Origin of the sequence: Aquabacterium sp. G14, from assembly GCF_037482285.1 — a bacterium.
GTDB lineage: Bacteria > Pseudomonadota > Gammaproteobacteria > Burkholderiales > Burkholderiaceae_C > Aquabacterium.
In genome coordinates, this window is sequence record NZ_JBBEYB010000008.1 from 126,094 (window position 1) to 141,981 (window position 15,888).

Below are 15,888 nucleotides of genomic sequence, written 5' to 3' on the forward strand. Positions count from 1 at the left end.
CTGACCAGGGCTTCAGCCTCCAGCTGGGCCCTTGGCGCCCAGGAGCCCCAACTCCTGAGCCACCAGCCACAGCCGCAGATCGAACTCGTGCTGGTGGTACTGCGGTGCCATGTGCGTGCACAGGCTGTAGAAAGCCTTGTTGTGCTCGCGCTCCTTGAGGTGGGCAAGTTCATGCACCACGATCATCTCCAGGAACTCAGGCGGCGTCTCCTTGAACAGGCTGGCAACCCGAATCTCGCGCTTGGCCTTGAGCTTGCCGCCCTGCACGCGTGAGACCATGGTGTGCGTGCCCAGCGCGTGCGCGATGACCTTGATCTTGCTGTCAAAGGCGATCTTGCTGAGCGGCTCGCTGCTGCGCAGGTAGCGCTGCTTGAGGTCCATCACATAGTCGTACAGGGCCTTGTCGGTACGGACCTCGTGCTGATCGGGGTAGCGCCGCGCCAACATGTCGCCCAGCTTGCCGTCGTCGATCAGGCCCTGCACCTGCTGCAACAGGTGGGCCGGGTAGCCGCTGAGGTACTTGAGGTGTGGCGGCGTGCTGCGGTGATGCGGCACCAGCGGCGTCACCGACGGGCGGCTTTCAGGGCGCGATCTGTTCGGCATAGTCGTACAGCGCCCCCAGGATGTCCTGGCCGCGCTCGTCATCGTCAGACAGGGTTTCGCTCAGCGCGTCGATGCGCTCGAAGAAGGCTTGCAGTGACAGGCTGCCGCCCTGCCCCTCGTGCAGGCGCGCCACGCGCAGGGCATGCCAGCGAGCCAACTCGGCCTCGTTGAGGGTGTCAGGGAAGTTGCGAGCGCGGTAGCGGAAGAACAGTTCGTCAAGTCGCTCGTCGACAAAGCCGGGGTGCTTGTCGGCCAGTTGCTCACCGGAGAGCACGCGCAGACGCTCCAGCACGCGCCGGTCTTCATTGCCGACGAAACCGCCGTAGAGGTCCTCGTCCACATCGGTGTCGAGCGAACGTTCGGGACGGGCGAAGACCTCGGCCCAGATGCCATCCATGCTCGGGCCTTGCGCGGCCGCCCATTCGGCGTGCGCCATCGCCTGGGCCACGTCGATGCCCCACGTCTGGCACAAGGCGGGCGTCAGTACCTTGAGGTTGCCGACCACGATGGGCGACTTGTTGATGTGCACGCTCTTGAGCGGCAGGCGGGTCACGCCTTCGGGCAAGTCGGCGGTCTTGGTGAACAGGCGCAGGCGCAGCTCCTCGGCGCTGAGGGTGAAGAGCTCACGCGGATCGTGCGCGAGGTCCCACACCAGGATCTCGTTCTTGTTGCTGGGATGCTGGGCCAGCGGCCACACCAGGGCCATGCAACCGCGCTCGTGGCTGAACATGCCCGAGATGTGCAGGAAAGGTTTCCAGTGCGAGCGGGGCTGATCCAGCCCGGCTTCGGCCAGCATGGCGTCTTTCTTGCGCAGCTTCAGGCAGAAGTCCCACAGACGCGGCTGGGCCTGTTTGAGCAGACGGGCCAGCGCGATGGTGGCCCGTACGTCGGACAAGGCGTCGTGCGCAGCCTCGTGGCTCAGGCCGTTGGCCGCGGTCAAGTGCTCCAGCTTGAAAGACGGGCGGCCGTCGTCGTGCTGGGGCCACTGGATGCCTTCGGGGCGCAGCGCCCAGGTGGTGCGCACCACGTCCAGCAGGTCCCAGCGGCCGCAGCCGTTCTGCCATTCGCGGGCATAAGGGTCGATGAGGTTGCGCCAGAACAGGTGTCGCGTGACCTCATCGTCAAAGCGGATGGTGTTGTAGCCCACACCGATGGTGTGGGGCAGGGCCAGCTCCTGGGCGATGGCCTGGGCAAAGGCGTGCTCAGGCACGCCCTGCTCCAGACAGGTCTGCGGCAGGATGCCGGTCAGCAGGCAGGCTTCGGGCTCGGGCAGGTAGTCGGGCGCGGGGGCGCAGTACTGCATCAACGGCTCGCCCACCTCGTTCAGGTCGGCATCGGTGCGGATGCCCGCGAACTGCGAGGGACGGTCGCGCCGCGGCACCTTGCCGAAGGTTTCGTAGTCGTGCCAGTAGAAGGTGAAATCGCCGCTCATGAAAGCAGAAAAAGCCAGAGTCGTCAGGATGGACAAACGGCCCGCTGGACAACCAGACGGGCCGCTGCAGGGAGGGTCAGGCCAGGATCAGCGCTTGCGCACGACCACGCAGCCGACCGAGTAACCCGCACCGAAGGAGCAGATCACGCCCAGGTCACCGGCCTTCAGATCGCTCTTGTGCAAGTGGAAGGCGATGATGGAGCCGGCCGACGAGGTGTTAGCGTACTCGTCCAGGATCAGCGGGGCGACATCGGGGGTGACTTCGCCACCGGTCAACTTCTTGACGATGAGCTGGTTCATCGACAGGTTGGCCTGGTGCAGCCAGAAGCGGCGCACGTCAGTGGGAGCCAAATTGAGCTCGGTCAGTTCGGACTCGATGTGGGCGGCGGCGATGGGCACCACTTCCTTGAAGACCTTGCGGCCTTCCTGGCGGAAGGTCTTGTCGCGGGCCTTCGGGTCGCTGTCTTCGCTGCGGTTGAGATAGCCGAAGTTGTTGCGGATGTTGTTGGAGAACTGGGTGGCCAGCTTGGAGCCCAGCACTTCCCACTGCTCGGCCGAGGTGGCGGTCTCGGCGCGCTCGACGATGGTGGCGGTGGCCACGTCACCGAAGATGAAGTGGCAGTCGCGGTCTTTCCACTCCTGGTGGCCCGAGGTGATTTCGGGGTTGATCACCAGCACGCACTTGGCGGAGCCCGACTTGATGGCGTTGACCGCCTGCTCCAGACCGAAGGTGGCGGCCGAGCAGGCCACGTTCATGTCGTAGCCGTAGCCCTTGGCGCCGATGGCGTTCTGGATTTCGATGGCGATGGCCGGGTAGGCGCGCTGCAGGTTGGAGCACGAGCAGATCACGGCGTCGATGTCGGCACCGGTCTTGCCGGCGGCGGCCATGGCCTTCTTGGCGGCTTCCACGCCGATCTCGGCCAGGATGGACAGTTCGTCGTCGCCCCGTGGCTGCAGGCGCGGGTACATGCGTGTGGGGTCGAGGATGCCCGACTTTTCCATCACGTAGCGCTGCTTGATGCCCGAGGCCTTTTCGATGAACTCGACGCTGGAGTGGGCCAGGGCCGTCAGGGAGCCGGCCTCGATCTCGGCGGCGTGCTCGGCGTTGTACTGGTCAACGTAAGCGTTGAAGGCCTCAACGAGCTCGGCGTTGGTGATGGTGTAAGGCGGCTGGTACAAACCAGTTCCGCTGATGACGACTGCGCTCATGGCACCCCGGGGACTCTAGCCAAAACCTTGGATTTTGCCACCTTTCACCTGCGGGGCCAATCCATGACAGGCCTGTCATGTGGGCACCTGACACGGTCTGCGGTCTTAAAAAGGCGCGGCACAGGCCCAATGCACCCGCTCGCCGGAAACCGGGTGCGGCAGGCTCAAAGCCTCCGCGTGCAGGAGCAGTCGGGGCGCACGGGCCTGGCTGTCGGCATCGCCATAGAAGGGGTCGCCCAGCATCGGATGTCCGAGCGCCAGCATGTGCACGCGCAACTGGTGCGACCGTCCAGTCACCGGCGTGAGCGCCACACGGGTCTCGTCTTTCTGCGGGTCGCAGGCCAGCACCTCGTACAGCGTCTGAGAAGGCTTGCCCCGCTCGAAGCACACCATCTGACGCGGCCGGTTCGGCCAGTCGGCGATCAGCGGCAAGTTGACCTCGCCGTGGTCCTGCGCCAGCAAGCCTTGGACAACCGCCACATAGCGCTTGTCCACCTGGCGATCCTGGAACAGCACGCTCAAGGCCCGCTGCATGGCCTCGCCTCGGGCGAACACCAGCAGACCTGAAGTGGCCATGTCGAGCCGGTGCACGGTGAGCGCCTCGGGGAAGCGCTGCTGCACGCGGTGCACCATGCAGTCCTGCCGGTCCTCTCCGCGTCCCGGCACCGAGAGCAGGCCTTCGGGCTTGTTGACGACGATGAGGGCCTCGTCCACGTGGATCAGGTCCAGCCCCTCATCAGGCGGCGGTGTGTAGATGACCTCGCTCATGTCACGATGTGGCAAAAAGCTTGCTCACGCCACCTGCTTGCTGACGCGGGCGGCATACCGGCGCGCCAGCACCGCGCACACGAACAATTGCATCTGGTGGTAGAGCATGATCGGCAAGATCAGGACGCCCATGGCCGCGTTGCCACCAAAGAGCAGTTTGGCCATCGGCATGCCCGAAGCCAGGGTCTTCTTCGAGCCGCAGAACACCGCCACGATCTCGTCAGGCAGGTCAAATCCCAACGCACGAGCCACCTTGCGACTGAACCACAGCATCGGGAACAGGAAGACCGCTGCACCCAGCAGGGCCTGCGCCAGCAAGACCGGGCCATGCTTGGTCCATAGGCCATCGGCCACCGAGTCGCTGAAAGCGGCCCACACCATCAGCACGATCACGCCGCGGTCAAAGATGGTGGTGTAGCGCTTGATGCGCGCAAAGAAGGCCCCTAACCAGGGTCGCAGCAGGTGGCCAATCACGAAAGGCAGCAACAGCATCTGTGCCACCTTCAACATCGTCTGGCTGATGTCCATGTGCTGCCCCTGGCCACTCATGACCAGGCTGACGAGCAAGGGCGTCAGGAACACGCCGAGCAAGGTGGACAAGGTGGCGTTGAGCACGGCGGCCGCCACATGGCCCCGGGCCAGCGCGGTCATCGCGACCGACGAGGACACGGTGGACGGCAAGACCGCCAGGTAAAAGAAGCCCATCAACAGGTCGTGCGAAATCCAGCGCCCGCCCACCAGCGCCAGCACGGCCCACCAGATCGGGAAAATGACGTAGGTGCAGGCCTGCACCAGCAGGTGCAGCTTCCACTTGCTGGCGCCGGTTTTGAGACTGTCGGTGGACAGGCCCATGCCGTGCAGGAAAAAGAGCAGGAAGACGCCGATGTCGGTCACCTGTCCCAGGTGCAGAGGGCCGTCGCTGCGCCCCCAGTCGGGCACGAACGACGCCAGCAGCACCGCGCCCACCATCGCGATCAGAAACCAGTCTGCCGCACCACTTTGTTTGTTCGACGTCTTCCGCACCAGATTCAATCCTGCACACGTGGCATGGCCACACGGGCCATATTGTCCACCGCATGGGCTTGCTGTCAGAATGAAGCTCGCTTTGCCCCGGAACATCGACCACGATACGGAGGGACTTCATGGCCACAGACTCTCACGCGCAGACCTCGCCGCATGCCTTTGCCCACACCCTGAAGTCCTTCCAGACCTCAGCGGGCACCTCGCTGCAGTACCACTCCCTGCCGGCCCTGGCCCAGACCTACCCGGGCATCCGGCGTCTGCCCGTGTCGATCCGCATCGTGCTGGAGTCGGTGCTGCGCAACTGCGACGGGCACAAGGTCACCGCCGAGCATGTCAGGCAACTGGCCCACTGGCAACCCAACGCGCCCCGCACGGACGAGATCCCGTTTGTGGTGTCGCGCGTGGTGCTGCAGGACTTCACCGGCGTGCCCTTGCTGGCCGACCTGGCCGCCATGCGCAATGTGGCCGACGCGCTGGGCAAGGACCCCAAGCGCATCGAGCCACTGGTGCCGGTGGACCTGGTGGTGGATCACTCGGTGATGATCGACCACTACGGTGACAAGAAGGCGCTGGACTTGAACATGAAGCTGGAGTTCCAGCGCAATGCCGAGCGCTACGAGTTCATGAAATGGGGCATGCAGGCCTTTGACACCTTTGGGGTCGTGCCCCCGGGGTTTGGCATCGTCCACCAGGTGAACCTGGAGTACCTGGCGCGCGGTGTGCACCAGACCGCCGACGGCGTGGCCTACCCCGACACGCTGGTGGGCACCGACAGCCACACCACGATGATCAACGGCATTGGCGTGGTCGGTTGGGGCGTGGGGGGCATTGAGGCCGAAGCCGCCATGCTGGGGCAGCCGGTGTACCTGCTGACGCCCGATGTGGTGGGCATGGAGCTGACCGGGCGCCTGCGCGAGGGGGTGACCGCCACCGATCTGGTGCTGACCGTCACCGAGTTGCTGCGCAAGGCCAAGGTGGTGGGCAAGTTCGTCGAGTTTTTCGGGGAAGGCACCCGCTCGCTGAGCGTGCCGGACCGGGCCACCATCGGCAACATGGCGCCCGAGTATGGCGCCACCATGGGCTTCTTCCCCGTCGATGAGAAAACCGTCGAGTATTTCAAGGGTACGGGTCGCACGAAGGCCGAGCGCCAGGCTTTCGAAGCGTACTTCCGGGCCCAGGAGCTGTTCGGCGTCCCGGATGCCGGAGAGATCGACTACTCCAGCGTGGTCAAGCTCGACCTGGGCAGCGTGACGCCCTCGCTGGCCGGCCCCAAGCGCCCGCAGGACCGCGTGGAGCTGGGCCAGATGGCCCGCAATTTCGCCGAGCTGTTGACCAAGTCCACCGCCGAGAACGGATTCAACCAGCCGGCGGCGTCATTGGCGCAGCGCCATCCGGTGGTCGAATCAGGCGTGAACGCGTGCCTGATCCGGCCTCCGCTGCCCCAAGGGGCGCCGCGTGATGTGGCGGAGATGGTGTCCGACCGCCCCACCATGCGCGCCGCCCCTGAGAATGCCGTCACGGCCTCGGCCGATGCCCCCACAGGGGCGCTCACGCTCAGCCACGGCGACATCCTGATCGCGGCCATCACGTCTTGCACCAACACCTCCAACCCCAGCGTCTTGCTGGCGGCCGGGCTGCTGGCCAAGAAGGCCGTGAAGGCCGGTTTGCGCGTGCAGCCGCACATCAAGACCTCGCTGGCCCCGGGCTCGCGCATCGTCACCGAGTACCTGGAGAAGGCCGGGCTGCTGCCCTATCTGGAAAAGCTCGGCTTTGCGGTGGCCGCCTATGGCTGCACGACCTGCATCGGCAACGCCGGCGACCTGACGCCCGAGCTCAACGAGACCATCGTCCAAAACGACCTGGTGTGTGCCGCCGTGCTGTCGGGCAACCGCAATTTCGAGGCGCGCATCCACCCCAATCTGAAAGCCAACTTTCTGGCCAGCCCGCCCCTGGTGGTCGCCTACGCGATTGCCGGCACGGTCACCCGCGATCTGATGACCGAACCGGTCGGCCAGGGCAAAGGCAAAGACGGCAAACTGCGGGACATCTACCTGGGCGACATCTGGCCGAGCAGCGACGAGATCTACAAGCTGCTCAAGTACGCCATGGATGGCAAGGCCTACCGCAAGAACTACGAGAAGGTCACCACCAAGCCTGGCAAGCTGTGGGAGCAGACCAAGGGCGTGAGTGGTCAGGTCTACACCTGGCCGCAAAGCACCTATATCGCCCGCCCGCCCTTCTTTGACGGCTTCGAACCTCAGCCCAAGGCCGCCGCGCTGGGCGTACAGCAGGCACGCATCATGGCGCTGTTCGGTGACTCGATCACCACGGACCACATCTCCCCGGCCGGCTCCATCAAGGCCACCTCGCCGGCTGGCCAGTACCTGCAGGCGCAAGGCGTGCAAAAAACGGACTTCAACAGTTACGGCTCACGTCGCGGCAACCACGAGGTGATGATGCGGGGCACCTTTGCCAATGTCCGCATCAAGAACCTGATGATCCCGCCGCAGGCCGACGGCAGCCGCGAAGAAGGTGGCCTGACGCTGTTCCAGCACACCGGTCCGCTACAGGGCCAGAAACTGCCCATCTACGATGCGGCCATGGCCTATCAGGCAGCTGGCATCCCCACGGTCATCTTTGGGGGTGAGGAGTACGGCACCGGCTCCAGCCGCGACTGGGCGGCCAAGGGCACGCAACTGCTGGGCATCAAAGCGGTGGTGGCGCGCAGCTTCGAGCGCATCCACCGCGCCAACCTGGTCGGCATGGGGGTGCTACCCCTGCAGTTCAAGGGCGACGACAGCTGGCAGTCCCTGGGCCTGCGGGGCGACGAGGTCATCAGCATTGACCTCGGCCAGGCGATCGAGCCCCAGGCGGATGCGAAGTTGATCGTCCAGCGCAGCGATGGCCAAACTGAGACGGTCAACGTGAAGTTACGCATCGACACGCCGATTGAGGTGAGCTACTACCAGCACGGCGGCATCCTGCCCTTTGTGCTGAGGCAGTTGCTGGCGTGAATCTGTCCGCGGAGGTCGAGCAGACCTGGATCAGCTCGTCAAGCGGGTGGCCAGTTCGTCGAGCCGTTTGGCGCCAAAACCGACCGACACAACCACGCCATCGCGCTCGATCACCGGGCGCTTGATGACACTGGCCTGGCTCAGCATCAAGGCCTTGGCGCTGGCCGCATCCGCCACGCCGGCCTTCGTCGCCTCGTCCAACTTGCGCCACGTCGTACCCTGGCGGTTCACCAGCGGTTCCCACCCCACTGACGCGATCCAGGCATCGACGCGATCGGCAGGCACGCCCTGCTTCTTGTAGTCATGGAAGCTGTAGTCCACGCCTTGCTCGCTCAGCCAGGCGCGGGCCTTCTTGACGGTGTCGCAGTTGGGGATGCCGTAAACGATGGTGCTCATGGAAGGTCGACTCAAGCAGGTTGATGCAGGCGCCACTGTGTCACAAGTCAGGCGGCCCGGCAGCGGGCCGCCGCCATGCACCTCAGCACACGGGGGACAAATCTGCCAACTCGGCTGCGCTCAACTTGCGGGATCGGAGCACAAAGTGCAGGCCATCGGCGTCTTCCAGCGACATCGTGCCCAGGCTGCCTGAGCGCACATCCAGCGTCAACTGCGCATCACCCAGGTAATCCAGCTGCATGCGGCTGGCGTGAAAAGGTACGCCCAGCACCTCGCCCAGTTGCACGTCGCCCTCACTGAGCGACATTTCCCCGCGCTTCAAACACATGGGTGTGCTGCCGTCACAGCAACCATGCGAGAGGTAAAACATCACGTCGCCATGCCGCTGACGCAAGCCCCGGATCAGCAACTCTGCCACCTCGGTGGCGACCACACGTTCAATCATGTTGCGATCTCTTCCCTTACGAGAAAGAAAAGGGGCGGCCAAGCCGCCCCACCTCCAACCAGGGCCCTTGTGGAGCCCTGTTCATGTCAGAAGAAGCCCAGCTTGTTGGGGCTGTAGCTCACCAGCAGATTCTTGGTCTGCTGGTAGTGATCGAGCATCATCTTGTGGGTCTCACGACCGATGCCAGATTCCTTGTAACCACCGAAGGTGGCGTGTGCCGGGTAGGCGTGATAGCAGTTGGTCCAGACGCGACCGGCCTGGATGCCGCGGCCAAAGCGGTAGGCACGGCTGCCGTCACGGGTCCACACGCCCGCGCCCAGGCCATACGGCGTGTCGTTGGCAATGGCCATGGCTTCGGCCTCGTTCTTGAAGGTCGTCACGGCCAGCACCGGGCCGAAGATTTCCTCGCGGAAGATGCGCATCTGGTTGTGGCCCTTGAACAGCGTCGGCTGGATGTAATAGCCCTCGCTCAGCTCGCCACCCAACTGGGCGCGGTCGCCGCCGATCAGCACCTGGGCGCCTTCTTCCTTGCCGACCGCCAGGTAGGACATGATCTTGTCCATCTGCATGGCCGAGGCCTGGGCCCCCATCATCGTGTCCGTGTCCAGCGGGCTGCCCTGCTTGATGGCGGCCACGCGCTTGAGGGCGCGCTCGATGAAGCGGTCGTAGATCGATTCCTGGATCAGCGCGCGCGACGGGCAGGTGCACACCTCGCCCTGGTTGAAGGCGAACAGCACCATGCCCTCGATGGCCTTGTCGAGGAAGGCATCGTCTTCGGCCATGACATCGTCAAAGAAGATGTTGGGGCTCTTGCCACCCAACTCCAGCGTCGCGGGAATCAGGTTGCCGGCCGCCGCCTGGGCGATCACGCGGCCCGTGGCGGTGGAACCGGTGAAGGCGATCTTGGCGATGCGCTTGCTGCTGGCCAGCGGCATGCCGGCTTCACGGCCAAAGCCATTGACGATGTTGAGCACACCGGCCGGCAGCAGGTCGGCGATCATCTCGGCCAGGATCAAGATGCTGATGGGGGTGGACTCGGCCGGCTTGAGCACCACGCAGTTGCCGGCGGCCAAGGCCGGAGCCAGCTTCCAGGCAGCCATCAGGATCGGAAAGTTCCAGGGGATGATCTGACCGACCACACCCAGGGGTTCGTGGAAGTGATAGGCAATGGTGTTGCCGTCAATTTCACTGATCGAACCTTCTTGTGAACGCAAACAGCCCGCAAAGTAGCGGAAGTGGTCCACCGCCAGCGGAATGTCGGCGTTCAGTGTTTCGCGGATGGGCTTGCCGTTGTCCACCGTCTCGGCATAAGCCAGCTTCTCCAGGTTCTGCTCGATGCGGTCGGCGATCTTCAGCAGGATGTTGGCGCGCTCGGCCGGCGCGGTGGCACCCCAGGCGTCTTTGGCAGCGTGGGCCGCATCCAGCGCCAGATTGATGTCCGCCTCGGTCGAGCGGGCGGCCTGGGTGTAGACCTTGCCGCTGATCGGCGTGATCACATCGAAATACTCGCCGCCCAGCGGGGCGACGAACTTGCCACCGATGAAGTTGTCGTAGCGGGTCTGGTAGGCCACGGGAGCGCCAGCGGCGCCGGGTGCTGCGTAGATCATCGAGTGTCTCCTCAAGGTCAGGTGTAGGGGATCAAGGGGCAAAGGAAGCCAGGCTTGTGGCCGTGACGCTCACCTTGAGTGCAGAGCGCGTGCCAATGCGGGTTCGTCCCGAGGCCGCAGGCCCTTGTCCCAGAGACGCCGCGACGCGTGAGTGGCTGTCACCCTGTGTCAGCCACCTTGTCTCCGCTGCACACACTGTCCCAAAATGACACAGGGTGACCACGGGTGTGTCACCTTGTCGGCCACGCCATACTCCGTCCACCGCGACCGAATTACCCTCCCCCACCCACCCCTGCCATGCCGCTGCAGCTCACCCACCACCAGTCAGAAACGGACCTCCTGCAGGCCCGCCGCTGCCTGATGGACGCCGGCGACGTGCCTCCAGGGCTGGTGGACGACACCCTGCGGCAGTCCTGGCTGCGCAGCCGCCATGCGGGCCTCAGCCCGGTCGATGTCGCCAGCGAGCCCCCGCTGTGCACACCCGCCGACCTGCGCCAAACCCTGGCCAGCGAGCACGACCTGCTGGCCCACGCCCGTCCGGTCATGAGCTTCGTGTTCGACCAGATCCGTGACAGCGGCAACGTGGTCGTGCTGGCCGACAACCACGGTCTGCTCCTGGACACCTTGGGCGACATCGATTTCGCCACCCGCGCCGAGCGCGTCTCGCTGAGGCCCGGCGCGCTCTGGCACGAACACGACCGCGGCACCAACGCCATCGGCACCGCCCTGGCCGAGGAACGGGCGGTCGTCATCCACGGCGCCGAGCACTACCTGGCCCGCAACAGCTTCCTCACTTGCGCGGCCGCCCCGGTGTTGACCTCGGAAGGCCGGCTGCGCGGCGTGATCGACATCTCCGGCGACCACCGGGGGCAGCACCCGCACACCTTCGCGCTGGTGCGCTCGGCCGCCCGCATGATCGAAGACCGCCTGTTCCATGCACGCCATGGCCACGACCAGGTGCTGCGCCTGCATGCCCACGCCGAAGGACTGGGTGCGGTGGGTGAAGGCCTGGTGGCCCTGTCGGACGACGGCTGGGTGGTCGGCAGCAACCAGCTGGCCCGAGAATGGTTGGGGCTGCCAGCCATGGGTGGCGGCACGCTGGCCGACCTGACAGGCCTGCGGGTGGCTCAGATGCCGCCCGGCCGCACCCTGCGTGTGCGCGCCGCGCGAGGCCTGTCCTTGTTCGCGCGCCTCGACTGGCCCCGGCGTCCGGCCATTCACACGCCATCGCCGTCCATCGCCCACACCGCACGACCAGCGTCGCCTCCCGACGCCGCCGCGCCTCCGCGCACGGCATCACACGCCTCGCAGCACCACGAGCGGACGCTCGACACCCGCCTGGCCGAGGCTCACCACCGTGCCCAGCGGGTACAGGCGCAAGGCATCCCGGTCCTGATCCAGGGTGAATCCGGTACCGGCAAGGAAGTCTTCGCCCGCGCCCTGCATCAGGAGGGGCCCCGCGCGGCCCGCCCCTTCGTCGCCCTCAACTGCGCTGCCCTGCCCGAAACCCTGATCGAAGCCGAGCTGTTTGGTTATGTCGGCGGCGCGTTCACCGGCGCACGCCGCGAGGGCGCGCCCGGTCGCATCCGAGAAGCCGATGGCGGCACCCTGTTTCTGGACGAAATCGGCGACATGCCACTGGCCCTGCAAGCCCGCCTGCTGCGCGTACTGCAAGACAAGATGGTGGTACCCCTGGGTGGCAACAAGGCCCACCCGGTGGACTTCGTGCTGGTGTGCGCCACCCACCGCAACCTGCGGGAAGCCGTGCGCACCGGCCAGTTCCGCGAAGACCTGTTCTACCGCCTCAACGGCCTGACCGTCACCCTGCCTGCCCTGCGCGAGCGCCAGGACTTCGACACCCTGGTGGCACACATGCTGGCCGACATCTGCCAGAGCATGGGCCGCACGGCCGCCCCGGTGCCACAACTGCATCCCGGCCTGCACCAGGCCCTGGCCGCGCACCACTGGCCCGGCAACCTGCGCCAGCTCCACAGCCTGCTGCGCACCGCCTGTGCCTTGTTGGAGCCCAGGGAGGTCGCCATCGACTGGCGCCACGTGCCCGACGACATGCAACAGGAGTTGCAGGACGCCACACGCGATGCCCGTCGTCACGCTGACACCCACAACGCCTCGCACGGCCCACATCGGGCCTCTGGCCAGTTGGAGTCAGACCTGGGGGCCTCCGCGTCGTCGTTGCAAGTACCCAATCTGCGCCGCCTCTCCCAGCAGACCATCCAGCAGGTCATCGCTGCGACCCAAGGCAACATGTCCGAAGCCGCGCGCCGTCTGGGCATCAGCCGCAACACCCTCTATCGCCGCCTCAAGCGCTCCCCTGAGTGAACGCCGTCGGCTGGCGTCAAGACCACGTCAGGTCAAAAAAACTGCAAGAAATGCCCCCGATAGCCAGAAGCGGGCGGTCCTTTGGGTAGCATCTCGTCCATGACGAACGCCGACCCCCAAGAACTCGCCAAATTCAGTGACCTGGCCCACAAGTGGTGGGACCCGGAAAGCGAATTCCGTCCGCTGCACCAGATCAATCCCCTGCGCCTGGACTGGATCGACCAGCACGCCGCCATCAAGGGCAAGACCGTGGTGGACGTGGGCTGCGGTGGGGGCATCCTGGCCGAATCCATGGCCCGCCGTGGCGCCAACGTCCTGGGCATCGACCTGGCCGACAAGCCCCTGAAAGTGGCCCAGTTGCACGCCATGGAAGCCGGCGTCGCCAACCTGGACTACCGCAGTGTGGCCGCCGAAGCCCTGGCCGCCGAGCAGCCCGCGCAGTTTGACGTCGTCACCTGCATGGAAATGCTGGAGCACGTGCCCGATCCCTCGTCGGTCATCCGTGCCTGCGCCGACATGGTCAAGCCCGGTGGCTGGGTCTTTTTCTCGACCCTCAACCGCAATCCCAAGTCCTTCCTGTTCGCCATCGTCGGCGCCGAGTACGTGCTCAAACTGCTGCCCAAGGGCACGCACGAGTTCTCGCGCTTCATCCGCCCGGCCGAACTGGCCCGCTGGATCCGCGAAGCCCGCCTCGACACCGTGCAGTTCAAGGGCCTGGAATACAACCCCTTGACCCGCCTCTACAAGCTGTCGGGCGACACCAGCGTGAACTACATGGTGGCTTGCCGCAAGCCCTTGAATCCGTGAGCGGGCAGGCCACGTCTGGGCACCTGAGCTGGGCCGAACCCGCTCAGGCCGTGCTGTTTGACCTGGACGGCACCCTGGCCGACACCGCCGGCGACCTGGTCGGCGCCGTCAACCACCTGCGTGTGCAGCGTGGCCTAGCGCCCCTGCCCTTGGAGACCTTGCGTCCCTACGCCTCGGCCGGCGCCCGCGGCCTGATTGGCGCGGCACTGGACATCCATCCGGGCCATGCCGAGTTCGAGGACCTGCGCACAGCCTTCCTCGACACCTACGAACGCATCCTGGCCGACACCACGGTGTTGTTTGACGGCATGGCCGAGTTGCTGGCCACGCTGGAAGCCCAGGGCATCGCCTGGGGTGTGGTCACCAACAAGCCGCACCGCTTCACCGTGCCGGTCATGCAGGGCCTGAAACTGGCTGAACGGTCGGCCACGCTGATCAGCGGCGACACCACCGCCCACGCCAAACCGCACCCGCTGCCCTTGCTGACCGCCTGCGAGCAGATCGGCGTCAGCCCAGCGCGCGTGCTCTACGTGGGCGACGACCTGCGCGACATCCAGGCAGCGCAAGCGGCCGGCATGCCCAACGCGGCCGCGGCCTGGGGCTACATCGGCCACAGTGGCGAGATCGACACCTGGGGCGCCAACGTCATCGTGGCGCAGCCCTTGGATCTGCTGCGCCACCTGGGCCGCTGAAGCGCGCCAAGCTCAGGCTCCGGTCGGCCGGCGGACGCCAGGCCCGCCTTTCACAAAGCGGCACCTGGCTTGACTCACGCGCGACTCAGTTCGTGCGACCGTAGTTGTCCTGGAAACGGACAATGTCGTCCTCACCCAGGTAGCTGCCTGACTGCACCTCGATGATCTCCAGCGGGATCGCACCGGGATTCGTCAGACGGTGCACGTTCCCCAAGGGGATGTAGACGGACTGGTTCTCGGAAATCAGCTTCACCTCGTCGCCCACGGTCACCTCGGCGGTGCCGCTCACCACGATCCAGTGCTCGGCACGGTGGTGGTGCATCTGCAGGCTCAACGAAGCCTTCGGCTTGACCATGATGCGCTTGACCTGGAAGCGCTCGCCCGCGTCGATCGAGTCATACCAGCCCCATGGCCGGTGCACGCGGCGGTGCAAACTGCCTTCGGGTCGAGACTGCTTGTCCAGCGCGGCGACGATTTGCTTGACCTCCTGGCTGCGACTGCGATCGGCCACCAACACGGCGTCCGGCGTCTCCACCACGACGATGTTGTCAAGGCCAACGGCGGCCACCAGACGCGAAGACGCATGGATCAGGGTGTTGGTGGTGCCCTGGAACAGCGCATCGCCATGGGCGGCATTGCCTTGTGCATCGTGCGGCGTCACCTGCCAGACGGCATCCCAGGCGCCCAGGTCCGACCAGCCGGCGTTCAAAGGCACCATGCGCACCACAAAACCCGCCTCGGGGTGCGCAGGGCATTGCTCCATCACCGCATAGTCCACCGACTCGGACGGCACGGCCTTGAACTCGTCCTTGCCAGGGCGAACGAAGGCAGCATCGGAAGTCCGCACGGCGAATGCGGCCTGCGTGGCCGCCAGGATGTCCGGGCGGAAATGTCCCACCGCAGCCAGCCAGCGCGAAGCCTTCATCACGAACATGCCGCTGTTCCAGAAGTAGCCACCGTCAGCCACATAGGCCTGCGCAGTCTGGGCGTCGGGCTTCTCGACGAAAGCCTGCACGCAGCGCGCACCCAAGGCATTCGCTTCGCCCGTGCGGATGTAGCCAAACCCCGTCTCTGGGCGATCCGGAGTGATACCCAAGATCACGATGTCCCCCTCGGCTGCGGCGCGCACGGCCGCCTGCACGGCGGCGGTGTAAGCGGCCTCGTCGGTCACGGTCTGATCAGCGGGTGTGACCACCAAGATCGGGTCGGCCCCATCCGCCACGGCCTGCAGGGCCGCCAAGGTCACGGCTGGTGCCGTATTGCGTCCCACCGGTTCCAGCAACAAGGGTGCGGCTTCGCCCTTCACCTCGCGCAACTGATCGAGTACCAGGAAGCGGTGCTCTTCGTTGCCCACCACGCAAGGCTGCGTCACAGCGATGTCGGCAGCCGCCAGAGATTGCAAGCGCAGGTGGGCTTGCTGGAAAAGGCTCTGATTGCCCGTCAGGATCAGGAACTGCTTGGGATACAACGCGCGCGACAGGGGCCACAGGCGGGTGCCCGAACCACCGGCCATGATGACGGGAAGCAAGGAATGGGTCATGTTGTCAAACTG

13 protein-coding genes are annotated in these 15,888 nt (G+C 65.6%); 4 read left to right on the plus strand and 9 right to left on the minus strand.

What is annotated here, in order from left to right; all coding sequences use genetic code 11:
• Positions 1-12: 12 nt before the first annotated feature.
• From WIT60_RS10560 to WIT60_RS10580, 5 genes are all read right to left on the minus strand, one after another.
• Positions 13-603, minus strand: a complete 591-nt coding sequence (locus WIT60_RS10560; RefSeq protein ID WP_339583885.1) for a YgjP-like metallopeptidase domain-containing protein — start codon at positions 601-603, stop codon at positions 13-15.
• Positions 581-2,035, minus strand: coding sequence for an exodeoxyribonuclease I (gene sbcB / locus WIT60_RS10565; RefSeq protein ID WP_339583886.1), 1,455 nt, complete (start codon positions 2,033-2,035; stop codon positions 581-583). The genes WIT60_RS10560 and sbcB overlap by 23 nt, the downstream gene beginning before the upstream one ends.
• A gap of 87 nt (positions 2,036-2,122) precedes the next feature.
• On the minus strand, positions 2,123-3,244 hold the full coding sequence (locus WIT60_RS10570) for a beta-ketoacyl-ACP synthase III (protein ID WP_339583887.1): 1,122 nt from the start codon (positions 3,242-3,244) through the stop codon (positions 2,123-2,125).
• A gap of 105 nt (positions 3,245-3,349) precedes the next feature.
• Positions 3,350-4,012: a pseudouridine synthase gene (locus WIT60_RS10575; protein ID WP_339583888.1), complete on the minus strand. Its 663-nt coding sequence runs from the start codon at positions 4,010-4,012 to the stop codon at positions 3,350-3,352.
• 24 nt (positions 4,013-4,036) lie between these two features.
• On the minus strand, positions 4,037-5,044 hold the full coding sequence (locus WIT60_RS10580; RefSeq protein ID WP_445207686.1) for a bile acid:sodium symporter family protein: 1,008 nt from the start codon (positions 5,042-5,044) through the stop codon (positions 4,037-4,039).
• A gap of 110 nt (positions 5,045-5,154) precedes the next feature.
• Between WIT60_RS10580 and WIT60_RS10585 the strand changes: the two genes are divergently transcribed.
• Positions 5,155-8,049, plus strand: a complete 2,895-nt coding sequence (locus WIT60_RS10585; protein ID WP_339583890.1) for an aconitate hydratase — start codon at positions 5,155-5,157, stop codon at positions 8,047-8,049.
• 30 nt (positions 8,050-8,079) lie between these two features.
• Here WIT60_RS10585 and WIT60_RS10590 read toward each other — a convergent pair whose 3' ends face one another.
• From WIT60_RS10590 to adh, 3 genes are all read right to left on the minus strand, one after another.
• On the minus strand, positions 8,080-8,445 hold the full coding sequence (locus tag WIT60_RS10590) for an ArsC family reductase (protein WP_339583891.1): 366 nt from the start codon (positions 8,443-8,445) through the stop codon (positions 8,080-8,082).
• 82 nt (positions 8,446-8,527) lie between these two features.
• On the minus strand, positions 8,528-8,890 hold the full coding sequence (locus tag WIT60_RS10595; RefSeq protein WP_339583892.1) for a DUF779 domain-containing protein: 363 nt from the start codon (positions 8,888-8,890) through the stop codon (positions 8,528-8,530).
• Between the two features lie 86 nt (positions 8,891-8,976).
• Positions 8,977-10,497, minus strand: a complete 1,521-nt coding sequence (gene adh / locus WIT60_RS10600; protein ID WP_339583893.1) for an aldehyde dehydrogenase — start codon at positions 10,495-10,497, stop codon at positions 8,977-8,979.
• A 297-nt stretch (positions 10,498-10,794) separates the two neighbouring features.
• On the opposite strand from adh, the gene WIT60_RS10605 reads away from it, so the two are divergent.
• From WIT60_RS10605 to gph, 3 genes are all read left to right on the plus strand, one after another.
• On the plus strand, positions 10,795-12,837 hold the full coding sequence (locus tag WIT60_RS10605; RefSeq protein WP_339583894.1) for a sigma-54-dependent Fis family transcriptional regulator: 2,043 nt from the start codon (positions 10,795-10,797) through the stop codon (positions 12,835-12,837).
• Between the two features lie 99 nt (positions 12,838-12,936).
• Complete coding sequence (gene ubiG / locus WIT60_RS10610; protein ID WP_339583895.1) at positions 12,937-13,644, plus strand: bifunctional 2-polyprenyl-6-hydroxyphenol methylase/3-demethylubiquinol 3-O-methyltransferase UbiG; 708 nt, start codon at positions 12,937-12,939, stop codon at positions 13,642-13,644.
• A gap of 23 nt (positions 13,645-13,667) precedes the next feature.
• Positions 13,668-14,336 (plus strand): phosphoglycolate phosphatase, encoded by a 669-nt coding sequence (gph, locus tag WIT60_RS10615; RefSeq protein WP_339583954.1) that lies wholly within the window; start codon positions 13,668-13,670, stop codon positions 14,334-14,336.
• Positions 14,337-14,421: 85 nt separating this feature from the next.
• Here the strand turns inward: gph and WIT60_RS10620 are convergent, their stop codons facing one another.
• The gene (locus WIT60_RS10620) at positions 14,422-15,876 is read right to left on the minus strand and encodes a mannose-1-phosphate guanylyltransferase/mannose-6-phosphate isomerase (protein ID WP_339583896.1); all 1,455 of its coding nucleotides are present in this window, start codon (positions 15,874-15,876) and stop codon (positions 14,422-14,424) included.
• Positions 15,877-15,888: the final 12 nt, after the last annotated feature.

What these genes read in the sequence shown, in the direction of transcription:
- WIT60_RS10570 (WP_339583887.1), bottom strand. Translation starts at nt 3,244, where the DNA reads ATGAGCGCAGTCGTCATCAGCGGAACTGGTTTGTACCAGCCGCCTTAC.
- WIT60_RS10590 (WP_339583891.1), bottom strand. Translation starts at nt 8,445, where the DNA reads ATGAGCACCATCGTTTACGGCATCCCCAACTGCGACACCGTCAAGAAG.
- WIT60_RS10605 (WP_339583894.1), top strand. Translation starts at nt 10,795, where the DNA reads ATGCCGCTGCAGCTCACCCACCACCAGTCAGAAACGGACCTCCTGCAG.
- adh (WP_339583893.1), bottom strand. Translation starts at nt 10,497, where the DNA reads ATGATCTACGCAGCACCCGGCGCCGCTGGCGCTCCCGTGGCCTACCAG.
- WIT60_RS10620 (WP_339583896.1), bottom strand. Translation starts at nt 15,876, where the DNA reads ATGACCCATTCCTTGCTTCCCGTCATCATGGCCGGTGGTTCGGGCACC.
- WIT60_RS10595 (WP_339583892.1), bottom strand. Translation starts at nt 8,890, where the DNA reads ATGATTGAACGTGTGGTCGCCACCGAGGTGGCAGAGTTGCTGATCCGG.
- WIT60_RS10560 (WP_339583885.1), bottom strand. Translation starts at nt 603, where the DNA reads ATGCCGAACAGATCGCGCCCTGAAAGCCGCCCGTCGGTGACGCCGCTG.
- sbcB (WP_339583886.1), bottom strand. Translation starts at nt 2,035, where the DNA reads ATGAGCGGCGATTTCACCTTCTACTGGCACGACTACGAAACCTTCGGC.
- WIT60_RS10575 (WP_339583888.1), bottom strand. Translation starts at nt 4,012, where the DNA reads ATGAGCGAGGTCATCTACACACCGCCGCCTGATGAGGGGCTGGACCTG.
- WIT60_RS10585 (WP_339583890.1), top strand. Translation starts at nt 5,155, where the DNA reads ATGGCCACAGACTCTCACGCGCAGACCTCGCCGCATGCCTTTGCCCAC.
- ubiG (WP_339583895.1), top strand. Translation starts at nt 12,937, where the DNA reads ATGACGAACGCCGACCCCCAAGAACTCGCCAAATTCAGTGACCTGGCC.